A 14,156-nucleotide genomic window follows, 5' to 3' on the forward strand; every position below is an offset into this window, starting at 1 on the left:
CCTTGGATTACTCTTCCTTGTCCCATGATGCAAGAATATCTGGTCCTAGTTGGCGAATTGCCGCACTTTGATATCTGGGAGCACCTTTAAGTGTTGAAACGTCCATTTTTCCAATCGCTGGCAACCCGTCACCACCAATAGCTTTCCCAGCGATAAAATGTTCGATACGATCAACGATACCAACATTGAGAAAAGATGCATGAACGACCCCTCCCCCTTCAATCAAAACTCTTGTAAGGCCCAATTTCACAAGTTCCTTTGATATCTGTTCAATGTCTCGGATGTTCGCAACAGACAAAATATTAACACCAACCTCCAATAAAGCGTCCAGTTTGTCGCCTTCAACTTGCTCAGTAACAATATATGTCGGAACTATTTTAGCCGTGCTGACAGTTTTAGCCTCTATCGGTGTCCGAAGGTTTCGGTCCAGAACAACCCGAATGGGCGAACGGTTTTCCAGACCTGGCAACCTGCAGGTCAAAGAAGGATTATCTTTAAGAACCGTATTCACACCAACAAGAATAGCGTCATGCTTTGCCCGAAGCATATGACCAAAAGTCCGTGCTTTCGGCCCTGTTATCCATTTACTCTCACCGCTCGCCAGCGCAATCCGCCCGTCGAGACTTGAAGCAATTTTTGAAGTATATAAAGGACGCGCTTCTTCAAATCGCAAAAGAAACCCTTTATTGACTTTGCGGGCCTCGTCCTCACAAACACCGACTAAAACCTCAATGCCTGCTGCCTCTAATAAATCGACACCCTTACCCCTTACGCGCTCATCCTTATCCAGTATAGCAATATAGACCCGCTTAACCTTGGCTTCGATAAGGGCTTCAGCGCAAGGTGGGGTTTTACCAGTATGAGCACAGGGTTCAAGCGTTACATAAACATCTGAGTCTCGTGCGGCGTCGCCAGCTTGGCTAAGGGCAACTACTTCTGCATGCGGGCGGCCGCCAGGCTGTGTGAAACCACGACCAACAATTACATCATTTTTGACAATGACACATCCAACGGATGGATTTGGATGCGTAGTACCAAGACCGCGCTTGGCAAGAGAGATAGCATCACGCATAAAAGTTTTATGCTGTGGGCCACCATGTGAATAAGAGGACACTAATCGTCCTCTCCATACCCCTCTTCTGTTCCTGTCATCTTACCCAGGAATTTCTCAAAATCAGAGGCTTCACGGAAATTACGATAAACCGAGGCATAGCGAACATAAGCAACTTGATCGAGACTCTCCAGGCCTTCCATTACCAGTCTGCCGATTTGTTCTGCATCAATCTCGCTTTCACCAAGCGATTCCAGCCTGCGAACAATACCATTGATCATGCGTTCAACCTGATCTGGGTCAACTGGCCGCTTTCTAAGGGCGATATCGAGGGAACGTTCTAACTTATCACGCTCAAAAGGTACACGTCGGCCGCTTTTCTTAAGTACGGTCAGTTCACGAAGCTGAACCCGTTCAAATGTGGTAAAACGCGCACCACATGCGGGACAAAAACGGCGACGGCGAATAGAGGCTTTATCATCGGTTGGGCGCGAATCCTTGACCTGAGTATCTTCATTTTGACAGAAAGGACACCGCATATTCCCTTACCTCTTTCTAGATATAATGACTGACATATTTTTATGCCAAATTGCCAACGAAAGTAAATTACCAAATACAGGTATTGGCGAATTATCTCTCATTGGCAATCAGAATAGACTTAACTTATGCTAAATCAGTATAGATTGGGAAACGGGCACACATATCCGCTACCTTAGCGCGGACATTAGCTTCAACCGCATCGTTATTATCAGGGTTGGCCGCAAGCCCGTCCAGAACCTCTGTAATCATATCCGCGATCTGAACAAACTCAGCCTCTGCAAAACCACGTGTTGTACCCGCAGGCGTACCAAGGCGAATACCTGACGTAATGAACGGCTTCTCAGGGTCAAAAGGAACACCGTTTTTATTACATGTCATGTGAGCGCGCTCCAAAGCCTCGTCAGCCGCCTTGCCGGTAAGACCTTTTGGACGCAGGTCAACAAGAACAACATGTGTGTCGGTGCCACCAGATACGATATCAAACCCGTTTTCAAGTAAACGCGCAGCCAACGCATCCGCATTCACCGCAACTTGCTTTGCATACGCTTTAAACTCAGGGCGCAGGGCTTCACCGAAGGCAACAGCTTTCGCAGCGATCACATGCATCAATGGGCCGCCCTGAAGGCCTGGGAATACAGCAGAATTAAACTTCTTCCCTAAATCTTCATTGTTCGTAAGAATCATACCACCGCGGGGTCCGCGAAGCGTTTTGTGTGTTGTCGTGGTAACCACATCTGCATACGGAAGCGGGCTTGGGTGTACGCCACCAGCAACAAGCCCAGCGAAATGAGCCATATCAACCATCAGATACGCACCAACGCTATCCGCGATCTCACGGAATTTAGCGAAATCAATTGTCCGCGGATAAGCGGATCCACCGGCGATGATGATTTTTGGATTGTGCTCTTTAGCAAGTGCTGCAACTTCATCATAATCGATTAAGGCGTCTTCACGGCGCACACCATATTGAACAGCATTGAACCATTTGCCAGACTGCGCAGGAGCTGCACCATGCGTAAGGTGACCACCAGCATCTAAGGACATACCCATTATCGTATCACCCGGCTTTGCAAGCGCGAGCATAACAGCGCCGTTTGCCTGCGCTCCAGAGTGGGGTTGCACATTCACATATGCACAATCAAATAGCTCTTTCGCACGGTCGATCGCCAAACTTTCTGAAATGTCAACAAACTGGCATCCCTGATAATACCGTCGCCCCGGATACCCCTCAGCATACTTGTTTGTTAACACTGAGCCCTGTGCCTCTAAGACAGCGCGGCTTACAATATTTTCTGAAGCAATCAGTTCAATCTGCGTCTGCTGACGCTCAAACTCTTTATTGTTAGCTGCGAGCAAATCAGGGTCAGTTTCAGCGAGCCCTTTGGTGAAAAATCCATCTTGTGTGAAAGAAACCATTTGGCAAAATCCTGTATGTAAAAAGCCAGACTAATCGTTAGAAAATGGGTTTAGTGCTTCTAAGAGAGTTTGTCGACTCGTCTTTGATGTCTACCGCCTTCAAATGGCGTATTTAGAAATTCGTGAATACAGTCTTTGACAGTTTCAATACCGCTCAACCTTGCGCCTAGTGCCAGAACATTGGCGTCATTGTGCTGACGAGAAAGTCGCGCCATCAAACCACTGGTGCATAAAGCCGCCCGAACAGCTGGGTTGCGGTTAGCCGCAATTGATATTCCAATACCAGAGCCGCAAACAATAATGGCCCGACTCGCTACACCGTCGGCAATAGCTACACCAGCAGCCTTTCCATAATCAGGATAATCAACCGAGTCTGCGCTTTCCGGGCCCAGATCTACAACTTCATGATCAAGTTTTAATAAAATTTCTCTTATTTCTTCTTTTAAATCATAACCTGCATGATCACTACTAATTGCAATCTTCATATACACCACCATTAATTAAGCTGAAGCCAACGCGCAATGCTTGTATCAATTGCTGACAAATGAGTAAACAACATTACGTATACTTAATAAAATACCGCGATAATACTGATAATAATTTACTCTTTTCTAGAAACCGAACAATAATAACAGATATTTTTAATGTCTATTCAACAATTCACAAATATTTACTATGTAAAAATCCAATATTAACGATTTATTAACCATTTGAATTCGTAAGTAATCATTATTTTTTGTTGAATTTTGAAAAATATGCTGCAATAACCATTGAAAAGAATAAATAAATCGGAGCAATAAATTAATGTCCGAAAGTATCGGGAATGAACAAGACCAAGATGAAATACTTGGCCTAGTAACAGATATAGTAACCGCTTATGTAAGTAATAACACCGTTTCGGCAGTAGAATTACCTTCAGTTATTAAATCTGTATATTCTACACTTTCAATACTTGATGTTTCCGAAAATCAGAACAAACCTGCAAAACCCCCTGTCCCGATTAAGAAATCATATACAGACGATTATATTATTTGCCTAGAAGATGGCAAAAAACTGAAAATGCTCAAGCGGTATCTCCGGTCCCGTTATGATATGACACCTGAGGAATATCGATCAAAATGGGGGCTGCCTGAGAACTATCCTATGGTTGCACCAAATTATGCAGCCAAGCGCTCGGAATTTGCAAAGCAAATTGGCCTGGGAAAACGAGGAAAAAAATCTTCTTAGAAGCAAACTCACAAACGATTTGAATTCACCAAATCTTACACCAAGAAGCCAGGCTTTTGAACCGCTGGCTCTACCTCTTTATTCATGACATATCGTAGTTTGTTAACAGCTATTGTTTGCAATTCCTGCTTCGAGGCCCGTGGATTACCAACGATACTGACTTCACGACCGGTTTTAGAACAGATTGCCGTAACCTTCACAACATTACCTATATTGATAAATTCAATAATAATGTCTTCAGGTTGCGTCATGACTTAAGCCTGCATATATTTGAATATAATCACGCGACCTTAGCCGCTAAGCCCTTTTTTTCCCAAACCGCAGCAACCGCTTCAATCAATGCATCCATCAATTTGTCATCATGCATTGGGCTTGGTGTAAACCGAAGCCGTTCGGTTCCCTTCGGAACAGTTGGATAATTAATAGGCTGGACGTAAATTCCATATTCATTCAATAGATCATCTGAAATCTCTTTACAGAGAACAGGATCACCCACAAACAGTGGAACGATATGGCTTACGGAGTCCATTACAGGTAAACCTGCGTTTTTAAACCGCTCTTTCAAAGCAGCAGCACGAGACTGATGTTGCTCACGCTCTTCATTACTGGATTTAAGGTATTTAACACTTGCAAGTGCACCAGCGGCAAGTACCGGGCTTAAAGCTGTGGTGAAGATAAAGCTTGATGCATAACTTCTGATAACATCGACCAATACCTTGGATGAGGCAATATAGCCGCCCATAATCCCAAAGGCCTTGCCAAGCGTTCCTTCGATAACGGTTAAACGATCAGCAAGCCCATCACGTTCAGATACACCACCACCATGCTCGCCGTATAGTCCAACAGCATGAACTTCATCCAAGTATGTCATTGCATTATACTTGTCGGCTAAATCACAGATCGCCTCAATCGGTGCGATATCACCGTCCATTGAATAAACCGATTCAAAGGCGATTAGTTTAGGTGCATCAGGATCAGCTTGCTGAAGAAGTTCCTCAAGGTGTTGCAGATCATTGTGGCGGAAAATATGTTTTTCTGCGCCGCTGTGACGTATCCCCTGGATCATAGATGCGTGGTTCATTTCATCTGAAAAAACAACACAACCAGGTAAAATCTTCGCAAGTGTAGAAAGCGTTGCTTCATTGGAAATGTAACCGGACGTGAATAGAAGCGCCGCTTCCTTCCCGTGAAGGTTTGCAAGTTCTTCCTCTAGCAACACATGGTAATGATTATTTCCTGCGATATTACGCGTTCCGCCTGCACCAGCACCTGTTTCTTCCAGTGCATCGTGCATTGCCTTCAAGACATCAGGATGCTGCCCCATGCCTAAATAATCATTGGAACACCAAACAGTAATAGCGCGCGCATTGTCGCCTGCATCATGACGGACAGCACGAGGAAAATCACCTTTTTGCCTGGAAATATCAGCAAACACTCGATATCGACCTTCCGAGTGAACTGCTTCGATCGCATCAGAAAATATTTTCTCGTAGTCCATCACACTCTCTCTGTGGATTGAATTTAAGCTAATTTAGCCTATATCGCACCTTTTATGCAATGAATTATAAAGAGTCGATACGCGATTTTGTCGCATACTGAAAACGATAAAATCGATCAATCGAAATTTATCGTTTCCGAAACAACTATATCAAAGGCCAAAGTGTAATTTATCTGACCAGAAACGCTCTAAATTTCTAAGATTACGGCGAAGACTGCGCATATCCTCTTCAGAGATTAGTTCGTCGTTCAAAAGCTCATCAAGATGCTTTTTATAAAGTTCGTCGATCATATCGCGAATTTCATAACCAGCATCTGTAAGGGAAATCCGTACAGAGCGACGGTCATAGTCAGAGCGCTCGTGCTTCAGATACCCCATTTCCACCAATTTCTTGAGATTGTAGGAAACATTGGAGCCCTGATAATATCCGCGGCTTTTCAATTCACCCGCAGTCATTTCATTCTCACCAATATTGTGAACCAGAAGCGCCTGTACTGGGTTCAAATCTTCCCGACCAATACGTTCAAGGTGATTTTTCAAAACATCCAAAAGTCGCCTATGCAAACGTTCTACAAGAGAAAGGATATCCAAAAAAAGATACTTAGGATTATTAAAATCATAACCGCTCATAACTATTCCGCCTGATAATTCATTTTATGTATGGACAAAAATTCATAGATTGCATTTTGCTCGATTTGTCTTAAAGCTTTGTTAAAACTAAAATTGTTGATAAATTTCTTAAAAATCACCAATCATTGACCCGCAAATATCCACAGCCAATATGGTAGAAATATGATGTCCAGTTTTCCAAATTCACGCCTCCGCAGAACTCGCTCAAGTGATTGGTCCCGCAGCATGGTGAGGGAAAATCAGATCACACCAAGCGACCTGATTTGGCCGATGTTCATCATCGAGGGGCAGAATGAACGAAATGATGTTCAATCAATGCCTGGTGTTTCAAGATTAAGTATCGACCTTATTATAGAGCACGCAAAGCGCGCTAATTCACTTGGCATCCCCTGCATTGCCCTGTTTCCAAGCACGCCCTCTGAAAAGCGATCTGAGCGCGGGGACGAGGCACTAAACTCAGACAACCTGATCAACAGTGCCATGCGCGCCATCAAGGATGCGGTTCCCGGCATTGGCATTCTGGCCGATGTTGCGCTTGATCCCTACACAAGCCACGGTCAGGACGGTTTGGTTGAAAATGGTATCATATTGAACGATGAAACCGTTGGTGTGCTTGTGCAACAAGCCGTTGTTCAAGCAAAGGCTGGTGCCGACATTATTGCCCCCAGCGATATGATGGATGGCCGTGTTGGCGCAATCAGAAGCGAACTTGACAAAGCCGGTTTCAACCATGTTCAAATCATGGCTTACAGCGCAAAATACGCATCATCATTCTATGGCCCGTTCCGCGATGCGGTCGGCAGCAGCGGCACTTTAAAAGGTGATAAGAAAACCTATCAAATGGATCCAGCAAATCGCCTGGAGGCCATCCGTGAAGTTGCTCAGGACATCGAGGAAGGCGCTGACAGTGTCATGGTAAAACCGGGCATGCCATATCTTGATATTATCCGCGAAGTTAAGGATACTTTTGCTGTTCCAACCTTCGCTTATCAGGTATCCGGCGAGTACGCGATGCTGATGGCTGCGGCCCAAAACGGTTGGTTATCCGAAGAGGCCGTGATTATGGAAAGCATGCTATCGTTCAAGCGCGCAGGCGCTGACGGCGTTTTGACATACTTTGCGCCAAAAATTGCAGAAATACTTGGGTAACTTGAATACGCAACAGAAAAGGAAGAATAGTATAATAATAGAACTCTATTCTTCCCAATAGTGTTAAAGAGGCCGCTTCGCCGAGCACACTATTATTGTAGTGGAACAACCTGCGCCATAACACCCCAACCACCAAAACCTTCGCTTACAGCCATGATGATTTCATTTTTTCCTGCTTTCAGATGAAGTGGAATGCTATCAAACAGGCCAATGGTACCAAGATAACGATGATCTCGTGATCGCCAGCTATTGTTGCCGCTATATGCCAGTTCGCCGTTCACATAAACGCGTACGCGGTCACTATAGCCAAAATTTAAGGTCTTAATTTCAGCCTGATCGGCCGAAACATTTGCTTTCGCGAGTACAAGGTTGTTGCCTCGCGTTCGCCCTGTCAACCGCGCAATATTAATTGCACCCTGCTCTTCCACAAAAAGCTCCTGCCAATTCATATTCGCCAAATCAGTGTTATCGAGATTAGCCTGCCCCTTCAGCGCATTCGACGCCATAACCTCAGAAACCTGCCATTTGCTGATCAAACCTTCCGGTTTTTGCTGCCTTGGCGCGGCAGAGCCGGATTGTTCGGATGGCAGTAAAGCATCAATATTCGCGTTCAATTTTGGGCGATAAAAATAGGGTATCAAATCTATATTCTTTTCTACTAGACGAATGTCCTTGATCTTTACAGAGGAAACCCGAGATTTAAAACCAATACGCCCGCTTTCCTTCGCAAATTTCAAATAGGGAACGCGGATAATCGGCCGACCATCCATTAGAAAAACTGCGCGCCGCCCATTCAAAAGCAGTTGCACATCGATCCAACGACCTCGCTCAAACAAGGCATTCCCCCAGAACCCGTCACCCGCGTATAATTGCCATCCCGATAAACCGTTGAATACGGGTGTGTATTGAACAGCATCATCACCGCCACTCAGATGATGCCGAATATAAAATTCATCATAATTATTATTGTCTTCGCCGTGGAACATAACACCGGAAAACCCGCGCCCTGCCCCAAGCCACATGGAAAAACGGATTTCGCCATTTGCAAAATCGCTATTTTTCAGCCACAAATTACCGTTCTGAAAATATAGAATTTCTGTGTCACCATCCTTTTCAATTTTGAAATCTTCGGTACTGATATCCCAGTCCATACCGCCAAATTCAATATCATCCGCTCTTGAACCACCGACATTCGCCAGTAACAAAAGGGATATTACAATCCATCCGAACCATGTTTGCATGATGCTCTATCCTCGCTTATCGTGTTTATTATGAGATAAATACGCCTTCTCAAGCCAAAGCATCAATGCCCAAAGCGGATATTGATTTGTCTATTTCGGAGATTTATCGAGTGTTTGCGAAGACTCTATTGATACTGTGTCTGCTGACGAAAGCGGCTTGGGGTCAAACCGCTTACTCGCTTAAACGATTTTGAAAAATGGGCACTATCCGCATACCCAAGGTCATAAGCCATTTGTCCAAGGGACATATCACTGTGCCTCAGCAATCGTTTTGCTTCCTCGACAAGGCGCCTTCGAATATAAACACTCGCAGAAAGACCAAGTGTTTCATTTAAAAGGTGATTCAGGTGCCGCTCAGAAACGGCAATTTCCCGCGCATAAAATTGCACTTGGTGTTGGCTGCGAAAGTTTGTTTCTACAGCCTTGATAAACTTGGAAACGATGGGATTTTGCGACTGAGAAAATGTTCGGTCATCACCAATGCTTGATGCGATATAGCGTTCTAACTGCAACAATATTTCTGATGCACCAGAACGAAGTAATTCGTCAATCAACAGTTCCTGTTTATCCACATCCCGCGCCAATACCTTTAAACGCTGACAAAGCGTATCAAACAACTCTTGATCGGGCTTTAGATACACAGGTTTATTCAGTAATGAAAATACCTGAGTTTCATCGACATCGCGCCCATCATATATATACGGCGGCAGAAAATCACTTTCAAAGGCAAGGCAAACACCATCCAGATTTCTGGCACTCCAGGACCGAATAGAATACGGCCTGAACACCAAAACCCGACCAGACATAACAGTATATGTTTCGCCGTTCAGGTTAACCTGCCCCTCTCCTTCAGTGATGAAAATAATCTCATAGAAATGAAGCCGATGCGGCCGATTATCAGTAATGAAATTTGGTCTGTTCTTGATGCCACCAATATCAACGCCGCGCGGCATACCATATTTATCCGACCAGAAATAAACATCTTCAATCATATTCATTGAATTATTCACCTATGGTCGCCGTATGATATGCCCTGACTGATCCGGAATTTACGTGCAAGATTGCTCTTGCAAACTAGTTGGCTTTCCCTTCACGCAAGAAAGAATAAATCCCCGCACCAACAACAATCACACTTCCCAAAATGTTATATCTGTCAGGATATTCTGAAAACATAACGATACCCAGGATGATTGCAAAAACAAGATAACTATAAATAAATGGCGCAACGAAACCAACTTCGCCTTGCCTGAACGCAAGCACACTGAACAAATAGCCGAACAAAATTGCAACAGCCGCCAGCGATAGCATTGAAAAATTATATACTGTTACAGGCTGCCAATCTTCAAACACCATTCCAACAGCCCCCATTATCGTGACCCCAAGCGATGTAAGGAACGCAACCAATTCTGAAGATATTTCTTCTTTCATCATGCGGGTCGCAATATCCCTTACGACAAGGAAAAACACGGCCCCCAGCGCCACAATAAAATACGGTGAAAAACCGTCACTTCCAGGCCTGATAATAATCAGCACTCCAACCAAGCCAATAAATATTGCTATCATTCTGGCTAACGTCAAAGTTTCCCGCAAGGCAACTGCGGCCACAAGCGTCACCATCAAGGGAAGCACCTGTAGAATGGCACTTACATCCGCGAAGGACACATAAAACAGCGCAAGCAGGAAAAAGATCGTTCCCCCCACTTCACCGACAACCCTTGCAAGCACGAGCCAACTTAGGCTTTTACGAATATCTGCAAATCCACCTTGCCTGTAGGTTAAACCACCAAGCAACACTGTCGCGACCAGACCGCGAAGCAATGTAGATTGATAAAGCCCCATTTCATCAAAAATAAGCTTCATGAAGGCGTCATTGATGGCAAATCCGGCCATAGCCAGCGTCATGAAGGCGGCGCTTTTGATGTTATCTGATATCTGCATCACTTACGCCCCCTTTAACCATACAGGATACATACGCATTATTCGCTACGCGCCAGCGATTTAATGATACCCCGCATAGTCTGAACTTCCTGACTGGAAAACCCTGCACTATGCATCAGGTTATGAAGCATCCGGCGCTGGCTATCGCGCCGCCCCGCACTTCTAAAGAAGCCCTTGGCCTCAAGCGCGCTTTCTAAATGCTCAAGAAGGCCCATAAATTCCTGTTTGCTTGCTTGGCCTTCCGGAAACGCAGCCTGATAGGCTGGGGTTTCATCACGCGTTTGGTCAAATTCGTATGCGCACAGAATAACCGCCTGCGCCAAGTTTAAACTTCCAAACTCAGGGTTTACAGGCACGGTCAGGATGGTATCCGCAAGCGCCACATCATCGCTCGTGAGGCCAGATCGCTCTGGTCCGAAAAGAATTGCAGGCTTTTCGCCCGCATCCAGCTTAACACGCATCTGCGCCGCTGCTTCTTTCGGCGTTGCAACGGGCTTGGGCATATTACGGTCACGTACCGTGGACGCGAAAACAAGCGTACAATCAGCAATCGCATCTTCAACGGTATCAAAAACCTGCGCGTTATCAAGAACCACATCAGCACCTGATGCCGCAGGTACCGCAGCAGGGTTCGGCCACCCGTCACGCGGCGCGACAATGCGCATATCGCTCAAGCCAAAATTCAACATGGCACGAGCTGCCTTACCGATATTTTCACCGAGTTGCGGTCGTACCAAAATCATCGCGGGCTGATGTACGGCCATACTTAAGCTTTCCGCCAGGTTGTTTTACCTGCTGCGTCTTCAAGGATAATCCCTTTAGCAAGCAGTTCATCACGAATACGATCAGATTCTGCAAAATCCTTATTGGCCCGCGCTGTATTTCTGGCGCCGATCAAAGCTTCGATTTCAGCGGCGTCAACACCATCAACAGCATCCCCTTGGAACCATTCGGTTGCGTCCACATTCAATAGTCCCATGAAGCGCAATCCCGCTTTCAATTCAGCGGCAGTTTCAACATTCGCAAGCGCATCAAGCGCGGCAAATGCTTTTGGTGTATTAAGGTCATCCGATAAGGCATCAATAACAGTTGACGGAACGTCGGTTGCGGCTTCTACACCGTCCGTCAGACGGTACCATTTATCAAGCCTACGCTTCTGTTCCTTAAGGGCATCAAGACTAAAATCAACGGGTTGCCGATAATGCGCCGACAAAAGCGCCATTCGAATTGCCTCGCCCTTATACCCATCACCCAATAAGTCATGAACCGTGTGAAAGTTTCCAAGTGACTTGGACATTTTTTCACCGTCCACTGTCAGATACCCATTATGCATCCAGTATTTCACAAAGGTTTCACCGTGGGTACATTCGCTTTGTGCGATTTCATTTTCATGGTGCGGAAAAATCAAATCCTGACCACCGCCGTGAATATCGATGGTTTCGCCAAAATGCTTTTCGATCATGCACGAGCATTCAAGATGCCAACCAGGCCTGCCGCGTCCCCATGGACTACCCCATCCGACCTGATTTTCGCTTGATGGCTTCCAAAGCACGAAATCAGCCGGGTCCTTTTTATAGGGCGCCACCTCAACCCGCGCACCTGCAACCAGTTCATCACGCGAATGATTGGAAAGTCGGCCATAGTTTTCCATTGAAGGCACATGGAACATCACATGCCCCTCAGCTTCATAGGCGTGGCCTTTTTCAATGAGCGCACGCATCATCTTTATCATCTCGGGGATGTGCTCAGTGGCTTTAGGTCGTAACGTTGGGTTTAGAATACCAAGTGCGCCCATATCCTCAAGATAGGCTTTCGCGTATCGATTGGAAATCGTGCGAATTGAAACCCCTTCATCCACCGCCTTTGCCATAATGCGATCGTCGATATCCGTAAAATTGGCAGCGAACTTAACCTGATCATCGCCGTAAGTGTGGCGAAGCAGGCGAAAAAGCGTATCAAACACTACAACCGGGCGCGCGTTCCCGACATGGGCATAATCATAAACCGTTGGCCCACACACATACATGCGAACGTTTTCTGGGTCTATGGGCTCAAACTTCTGTTTCTCGCGTGCGAGTGTATTGTATACATAAATACCCGTCATGCGGCCTCACCCTTCAACCTCGCGGTGACGCGGTCACGGCCAATCAGTGGCAATAGAACACCCATATCCGGGCCATGGTTCTGACCTGTTAACGCTTGACGAAGTGGCATAAACAGCGCCTTACCTTTAACGCCAGTTTCAGCTTTCACACGGCCAGTCCATTCACCCCAACTATCACCTGTCAGTTCACCCGCAGGCAAGAGTTCAAGTGTTTTGGCAATATGGTCAGCGTCTTCAATAACAGGCGTAACCGGTCCATTAATAATGGAAAGCCAGTCTTTTACATCCGTCAATTTATTGATGTTTGGCTGGATAGCATTCCAGAACGCTTCATCGATGCCTTCAAGGCGATCCTTTAGATCAGCATAAGGCGTCATACGCAGGATTTTTGTATTGAGCCACTCAAGCTCATCAGGGTCAAGCTTCGCAGTTGCGCGGCCAAATTTTCCGAAATCAAAGCCTTCGATTAATGGATCAATCGATGAGAACGCTTCAATTGGTTCGCTTGTACCAACACGTGCGATTAAGGATATGATCGCCATGGGCTCGAGGCCCGCGTCATCGCGGAATTCGCTGATAGACATGGCACCATAACGTTTTGAAAGGCCTTCACCACCTTTGCCTGTCAGCAGCGCAAAATGTGCCATCTCTGGTGCCGAGCCACCAATCGCTTCAAAGATTTGAACCTGTACGGCAGAATTGGTTACGTGATCTTCACCGCGAACAATATGGGTAATCCCATAATCTATATCATCAATCACACTCGGTAGTGTGTATAGGTAGCTACCATCACCCCGGATCAGGATCGGATCAGATACAGACGCCATATCAAAGGATACGAAACCACGAATTTTATCGCTCCATTCAATCCGAGACGGAACGTTTAACTTAAAGCGCCAGTGCGGTGTGCGACCTTCCGCTTCATAGGCTGCAATTTCGTCCGCTGTTAGGCTTAGGGCTGCACGGTCATAAACCGGCGGCTGACCACGGCCAAGCTGGATCTTACGCTTCATATCCAACTCTTCCGACGTTTCATAGCAAGGGTACAGACGACCATCAGCTTTCAGTTTTTCAACAACAGCATCATAGCGGTCAAAGCGTTCGCTCTGGCGGAATGTATCGTGCCAATGAATACCAAGCCAATTAAGATCAGTCTTAATAAGGTCTTCGTTTTCTTTTGTGGAACGCTCACGATCAGTGTCATCGATCCGCAGGATAAACTCACCGCCCTGCTGGCAACAGAACAACCAATTCACAAGGGCAGCACGGATGTTACCAAGGTGGAGTTTACCTGTTGGTGATGGGGCAAAACGAACTTTTACAGACATGTTCTGTTATCCTTAAAAACCGCTATTTCATCTG

15 protein-coding genes are annotated in these 14,156 nt (G+C 45.8%); 2 read left to right on the forward strand and 13 right to left on the reverse strand.

What is annotated here, in order from left to right:
* Window positions 1-7: 7 nt before the first annotated feature.
* The 4 genes from ribD to rpiB form a co-directional block, all read right to left on the reverse strand.
* On the reverse strand, window positions 8-1,114 hold the full coding sequence (gene ribD / locus KFF44_RS09845) for a bifunctional diaminohydroxyphosphoribosylaminopyrimidine deaminase/5-amino-6-(5-phosphoribosylamino)uracil reductase RibD (protein WP_255933806.1): 1,107 nt from the start codon (window positions 1,112-1,114) through the stop codon (window positions 8-10).
* Entirely contained in the window at window positions 1,114-1,590 is a 477-nt protein-coding gene (gene nrdR / locus KFF44_RS09850; protein WP_255933811.1) for a transcriptional regulator NrdR, read from the reverse strand. Before nrdR ends, ribD begins: the two co-directional genes overlap by 1 nt.
* Window positions 1,591-1,714: 124 nt before the next feature.
* The gene (gene glyA / locus KFF44_RS09855; protein ID WP_255933813.1) at window positions 1,715-3,007 is read right to left on the reverse strand and encodes a serine hydroxymethyltransferase; all 1,293 of its coding nucleotides are present in this window, start codon (window positions 3,005-3,007) and stop codon (window positions 1,715-1,717) included.
* A 59-nt stretch (window positions 3,008-3,066) separates the two neighbouring features.
* The gene (gene rpiB / locus KFF44_RS09860) at window positions 3,067-3,492 is read right to left on the reverse strand and encodes a ribose 5-phosphate isomerase B (protein WP_255933814.1); all 426 of its coding nucleotides are present in this window, start codon (window positions 3,490-3,492) and stop codon (window positions 3,067-3,069) included.
* A gap of 319 nt (window positions 3,493-3,811) precedes the next feature.
* Here rpiB and KFF44_RS09865 point away from each other — a divergent pair, with 319 nt between their 5' ends.
* Complete coding sequence (locus KFF44_RS09865; RefSeq protein WP_255933818.1) at window positions 3,812-4,234, forward strand: MucR family transcriptional regulator; 423 nt, start codon at window positions 3,812-3,814, stop codon at window positions 4,232-4,234.
* 35 nt (window positions 4,235-4,269) lie between these two features.
* Here the strand turns inward: KFF44_RS09865 and KFF44_RS09870 are convergent, their stop codons facing one another.
* The 3 genes from KFF44_RS09870 to KFF44_RS09880 all read right to left on the reverse strand — a co-directional run bounded on the left by KFF44_RS09870 (window position 4,270) and on the right by KFF44_RS09880 (window position 6,362).
* On the reverse strand, window positions 4,270-4,485 hold the full coding sequence (locus tag KFF44_RS09870) for a hypothetical protein (RefSeq protein WP_255933820.1): 216 nt from the start codon (window positions 4,483-4,485) through the stop codon (window positions 4,270-4,272).
* Between the two features lie 29 nt (window positions 4,486-4,514).
* On the reverse strand, window positions 4,515-5,732 hold the full coding sequence (gene hemA / locus KFF44_RS09875) for a 5-aminolevulinate synthase (protein WP_255933824.1): 1,218 nt from the start codon (window positions 5,730-5,732) through the stop codon (window positions 4,515-4,517).
* A 150-nt stretch (window positions 5,733-5,882) separates the two neighbouring features.
* Window positions 5,883-6,362: a MarR family winged helix-turn-helix transcriptional regulator gene (locus KFF44_RS09880; protein ID WP_255933825.1), complete on the reverse strand. Its 480-nt coding sequence runs from the start codon at window positions 6,360-6,362 to the stop codon at window positions 5,883-5,885.
* Window positions 6,363-6,524: 162 nt separating this feature from the next.
* Here KFF44_RS09880 and hemB point away from each other — a divergent pair, with 162 nt between their 5' ends.
* Window positions 6,525-7,511: a porphobilinogen synthase gene (gene hemB, locus KFF44_RS09885; protein ID WP_255933826.1), complete on the forward strand. Its 987-nt coding sequence runs from the start codon at window positions 6,525-6,527 to the stop codon at window positions 7,509-7,511.
* 92 nt (window positions 7,512-7,603) lie between these two features.
* On the opposite strand, the gene KFF44_RS09890 is transcribed toward hemB, so the two are convergent.
* The 6 genes from KFF44_RS09890 to gltX form a co-directional block, all read right to left on the reverse strand.
* Window positions 7,604-8,752, reverse strand: a complete 1,149-nt coding sequence (locus KFF44_RS09890; RefSeq protein ID WP_255933828.1) for a family 16 glycoside hydrolase — start codon at window positions 8,750-8,752, stop codon at window positions 7,604-7,606.
* Window positions 8,753-8,877: 125 nt separating this feature from the next.
* The gene (locus KFF44_RS09895) at window positions 8,878-9,750 is read right to left on the reverse strand and encodes a helix-turn-helix domain-containing protein (RefSeq protein WP_255933830.1); all 873 of its coding nucleotides are present in this window, start codon (window positions 9,748-9,750) and stop codon (window positions 8,878-8,880) included.
* A 76-nt stretch (window positions 9,751-9,826) separates the two neighbouring features.
* On the reverse strand, window positions 9,827-10,690 hold the full coding sequence (locus KFF44_RS09900; RefSeq protein ID WP_255938815.1) for a DMT family transporter: 864 nt from the start codon (window positions 10,688-10,690) through the stop codon (window positions 9,827-9,829).
* Between the two features lie 38 nt (window positions 10,691-10,728).
* Window positions 10,729-11,454: an RNA methyltransferase gene (locus KFF44_RS09905; RefSeq protein WP_255933832.1), complete on the reverse strand. Its 726-nt coding sequence runs from the start codon at window positions 11,452-11,454 to the stop codon at window positions 10,729-10,731.
* 2 nt (window positions 11,455-11,456) lie between these two features.
* Window positions 11,457-12,794 carry a cysteine--tRNA ligase gene (gene cysS / locus KFF44_RS09910; protein WP_255933833.1) on the reverse strand — a complete coding sequence of 446 codons (1,338 nt, stop codon included), beginning with the start codon at window positions 12,792-12,794 and terminating at the stop codon, window positions 11,457-11,459.
* Window positions 12,791-14,122 (reverse strand): glutamate--tRNA ligase, encoded by a 1,332-nt coding sequence (gltX, locus tag KFF44_RS09915; protein ID WP_255933834.1) that lies wholly within the window; start codon window positions 14,120-14,122, stop codon window positions 12,791-12,793. The genes cysS and gltX overlap by 4 nt, the downstream gene beginning before the upstream one ends.
* Window positions 14,123-14,156 lie beyond the last annotated feature (34 nt).

Origin of the sequence: Kordiimonas sp. SCSIO 12610 (genome assembly GCF_024398015.1) — a bacterium.
Taxonomy (GTDB): Bacteria; Pseudomonadota; Alphaproteobacteria; order Sphingomonadales; family Kordiimonadaceae; genus CANLMI01.

Coding starts and splice junctions, on each gene's coding strand:
- glyA (WP_255933813.1), bottom strand. CDS start 3,007: ATGGTTTCTTTCACACAAGATGGATTTTTCACCAAAGGGCTCGCTGAA.
- KFF44_RS09870 (WP_255933820.1), bottom strand. CDS start 4,485: ATGACGCAACCTGAAGACATTATTATTGAATTTATCAATATAGGTAAT.
- hemA (WP_255933824.1), bottom strand. CDS start 5,732: ATGGACTACGAGAAAATATTTTCTGATGCGATCGAAGCAGTTCACTCG.
- KFF44_RS09895 (WP_255933830.1), bottom strand. CDS start 9,750: ATGAATATGATTGAAGATGTTTATTTCTGGTCGGATAAATATGGTATG.
- KFF44_RS09905 (WP_255933832.1), bottom strand. CDS start 11,454: ATGGCCGTACATCAGCCCGCGATGATTTTGGTACGACCGCAACTCGGT.
- gltX (WP_255933834.1), bottom strand. CDS start 14,122: ATGTCTGTAAAAGTTCGTTTTGCCCCATCACCAACAGGTAAACTCCAC.
- nrdR (WP_255933811.1), bottom strand. CDS start 1,590: ATGCGGTGTCCTTTCTGTCAAAATGAAGATACTCAGGTCAAGGATTCG.
- cysS (WP_255933833.1), bottom strand. CDS start 12,794: ATGACGGGTATTTATGTATACAATACACTCGCACGCGAGAAACAGAAG.
- KFF44_RS09880 (WP_255933825.1), bottom strand. CDS start 6,362: ATGAGCGGTTATGATTTTAATAATCCTAAGTATCTTTTTTTGGATATC.
- KFF44_RS09900 (WP_255938815.1), bottom strand. CDS start 10,690: ATGCAGATATCAGATAACATCAAAAGCGCCGCCTTCATGACGCTGGCT.
- KFF44_RS09890 (WP_255933828.1), bottom strand. CDS start 8,752: ATGCAAACATGGTTCGGATGGATTGTAATATCCCTTTTGTTACTGGCG.
- hemB (WP_255933826.1), top strand. CDS start 6,525: ATGATGTCCAGTTTTCCAAATTCACGCCTCCGCAGAACTCGCTCAAGT.
- KFF44_RS09865 (WP_255933818.1), top strand. CDS start 3,812: ATGTCCGAAAGTATCGGGAATGAACAAGACCAAGATGAAATACTTGGC.
- rpiB (WP_255933814.1), bottom strand. CDS start 3,492: ATGAAGATTGCAATTAGTAGTGATCATGCAGGTTATGATTTAAAAGAA.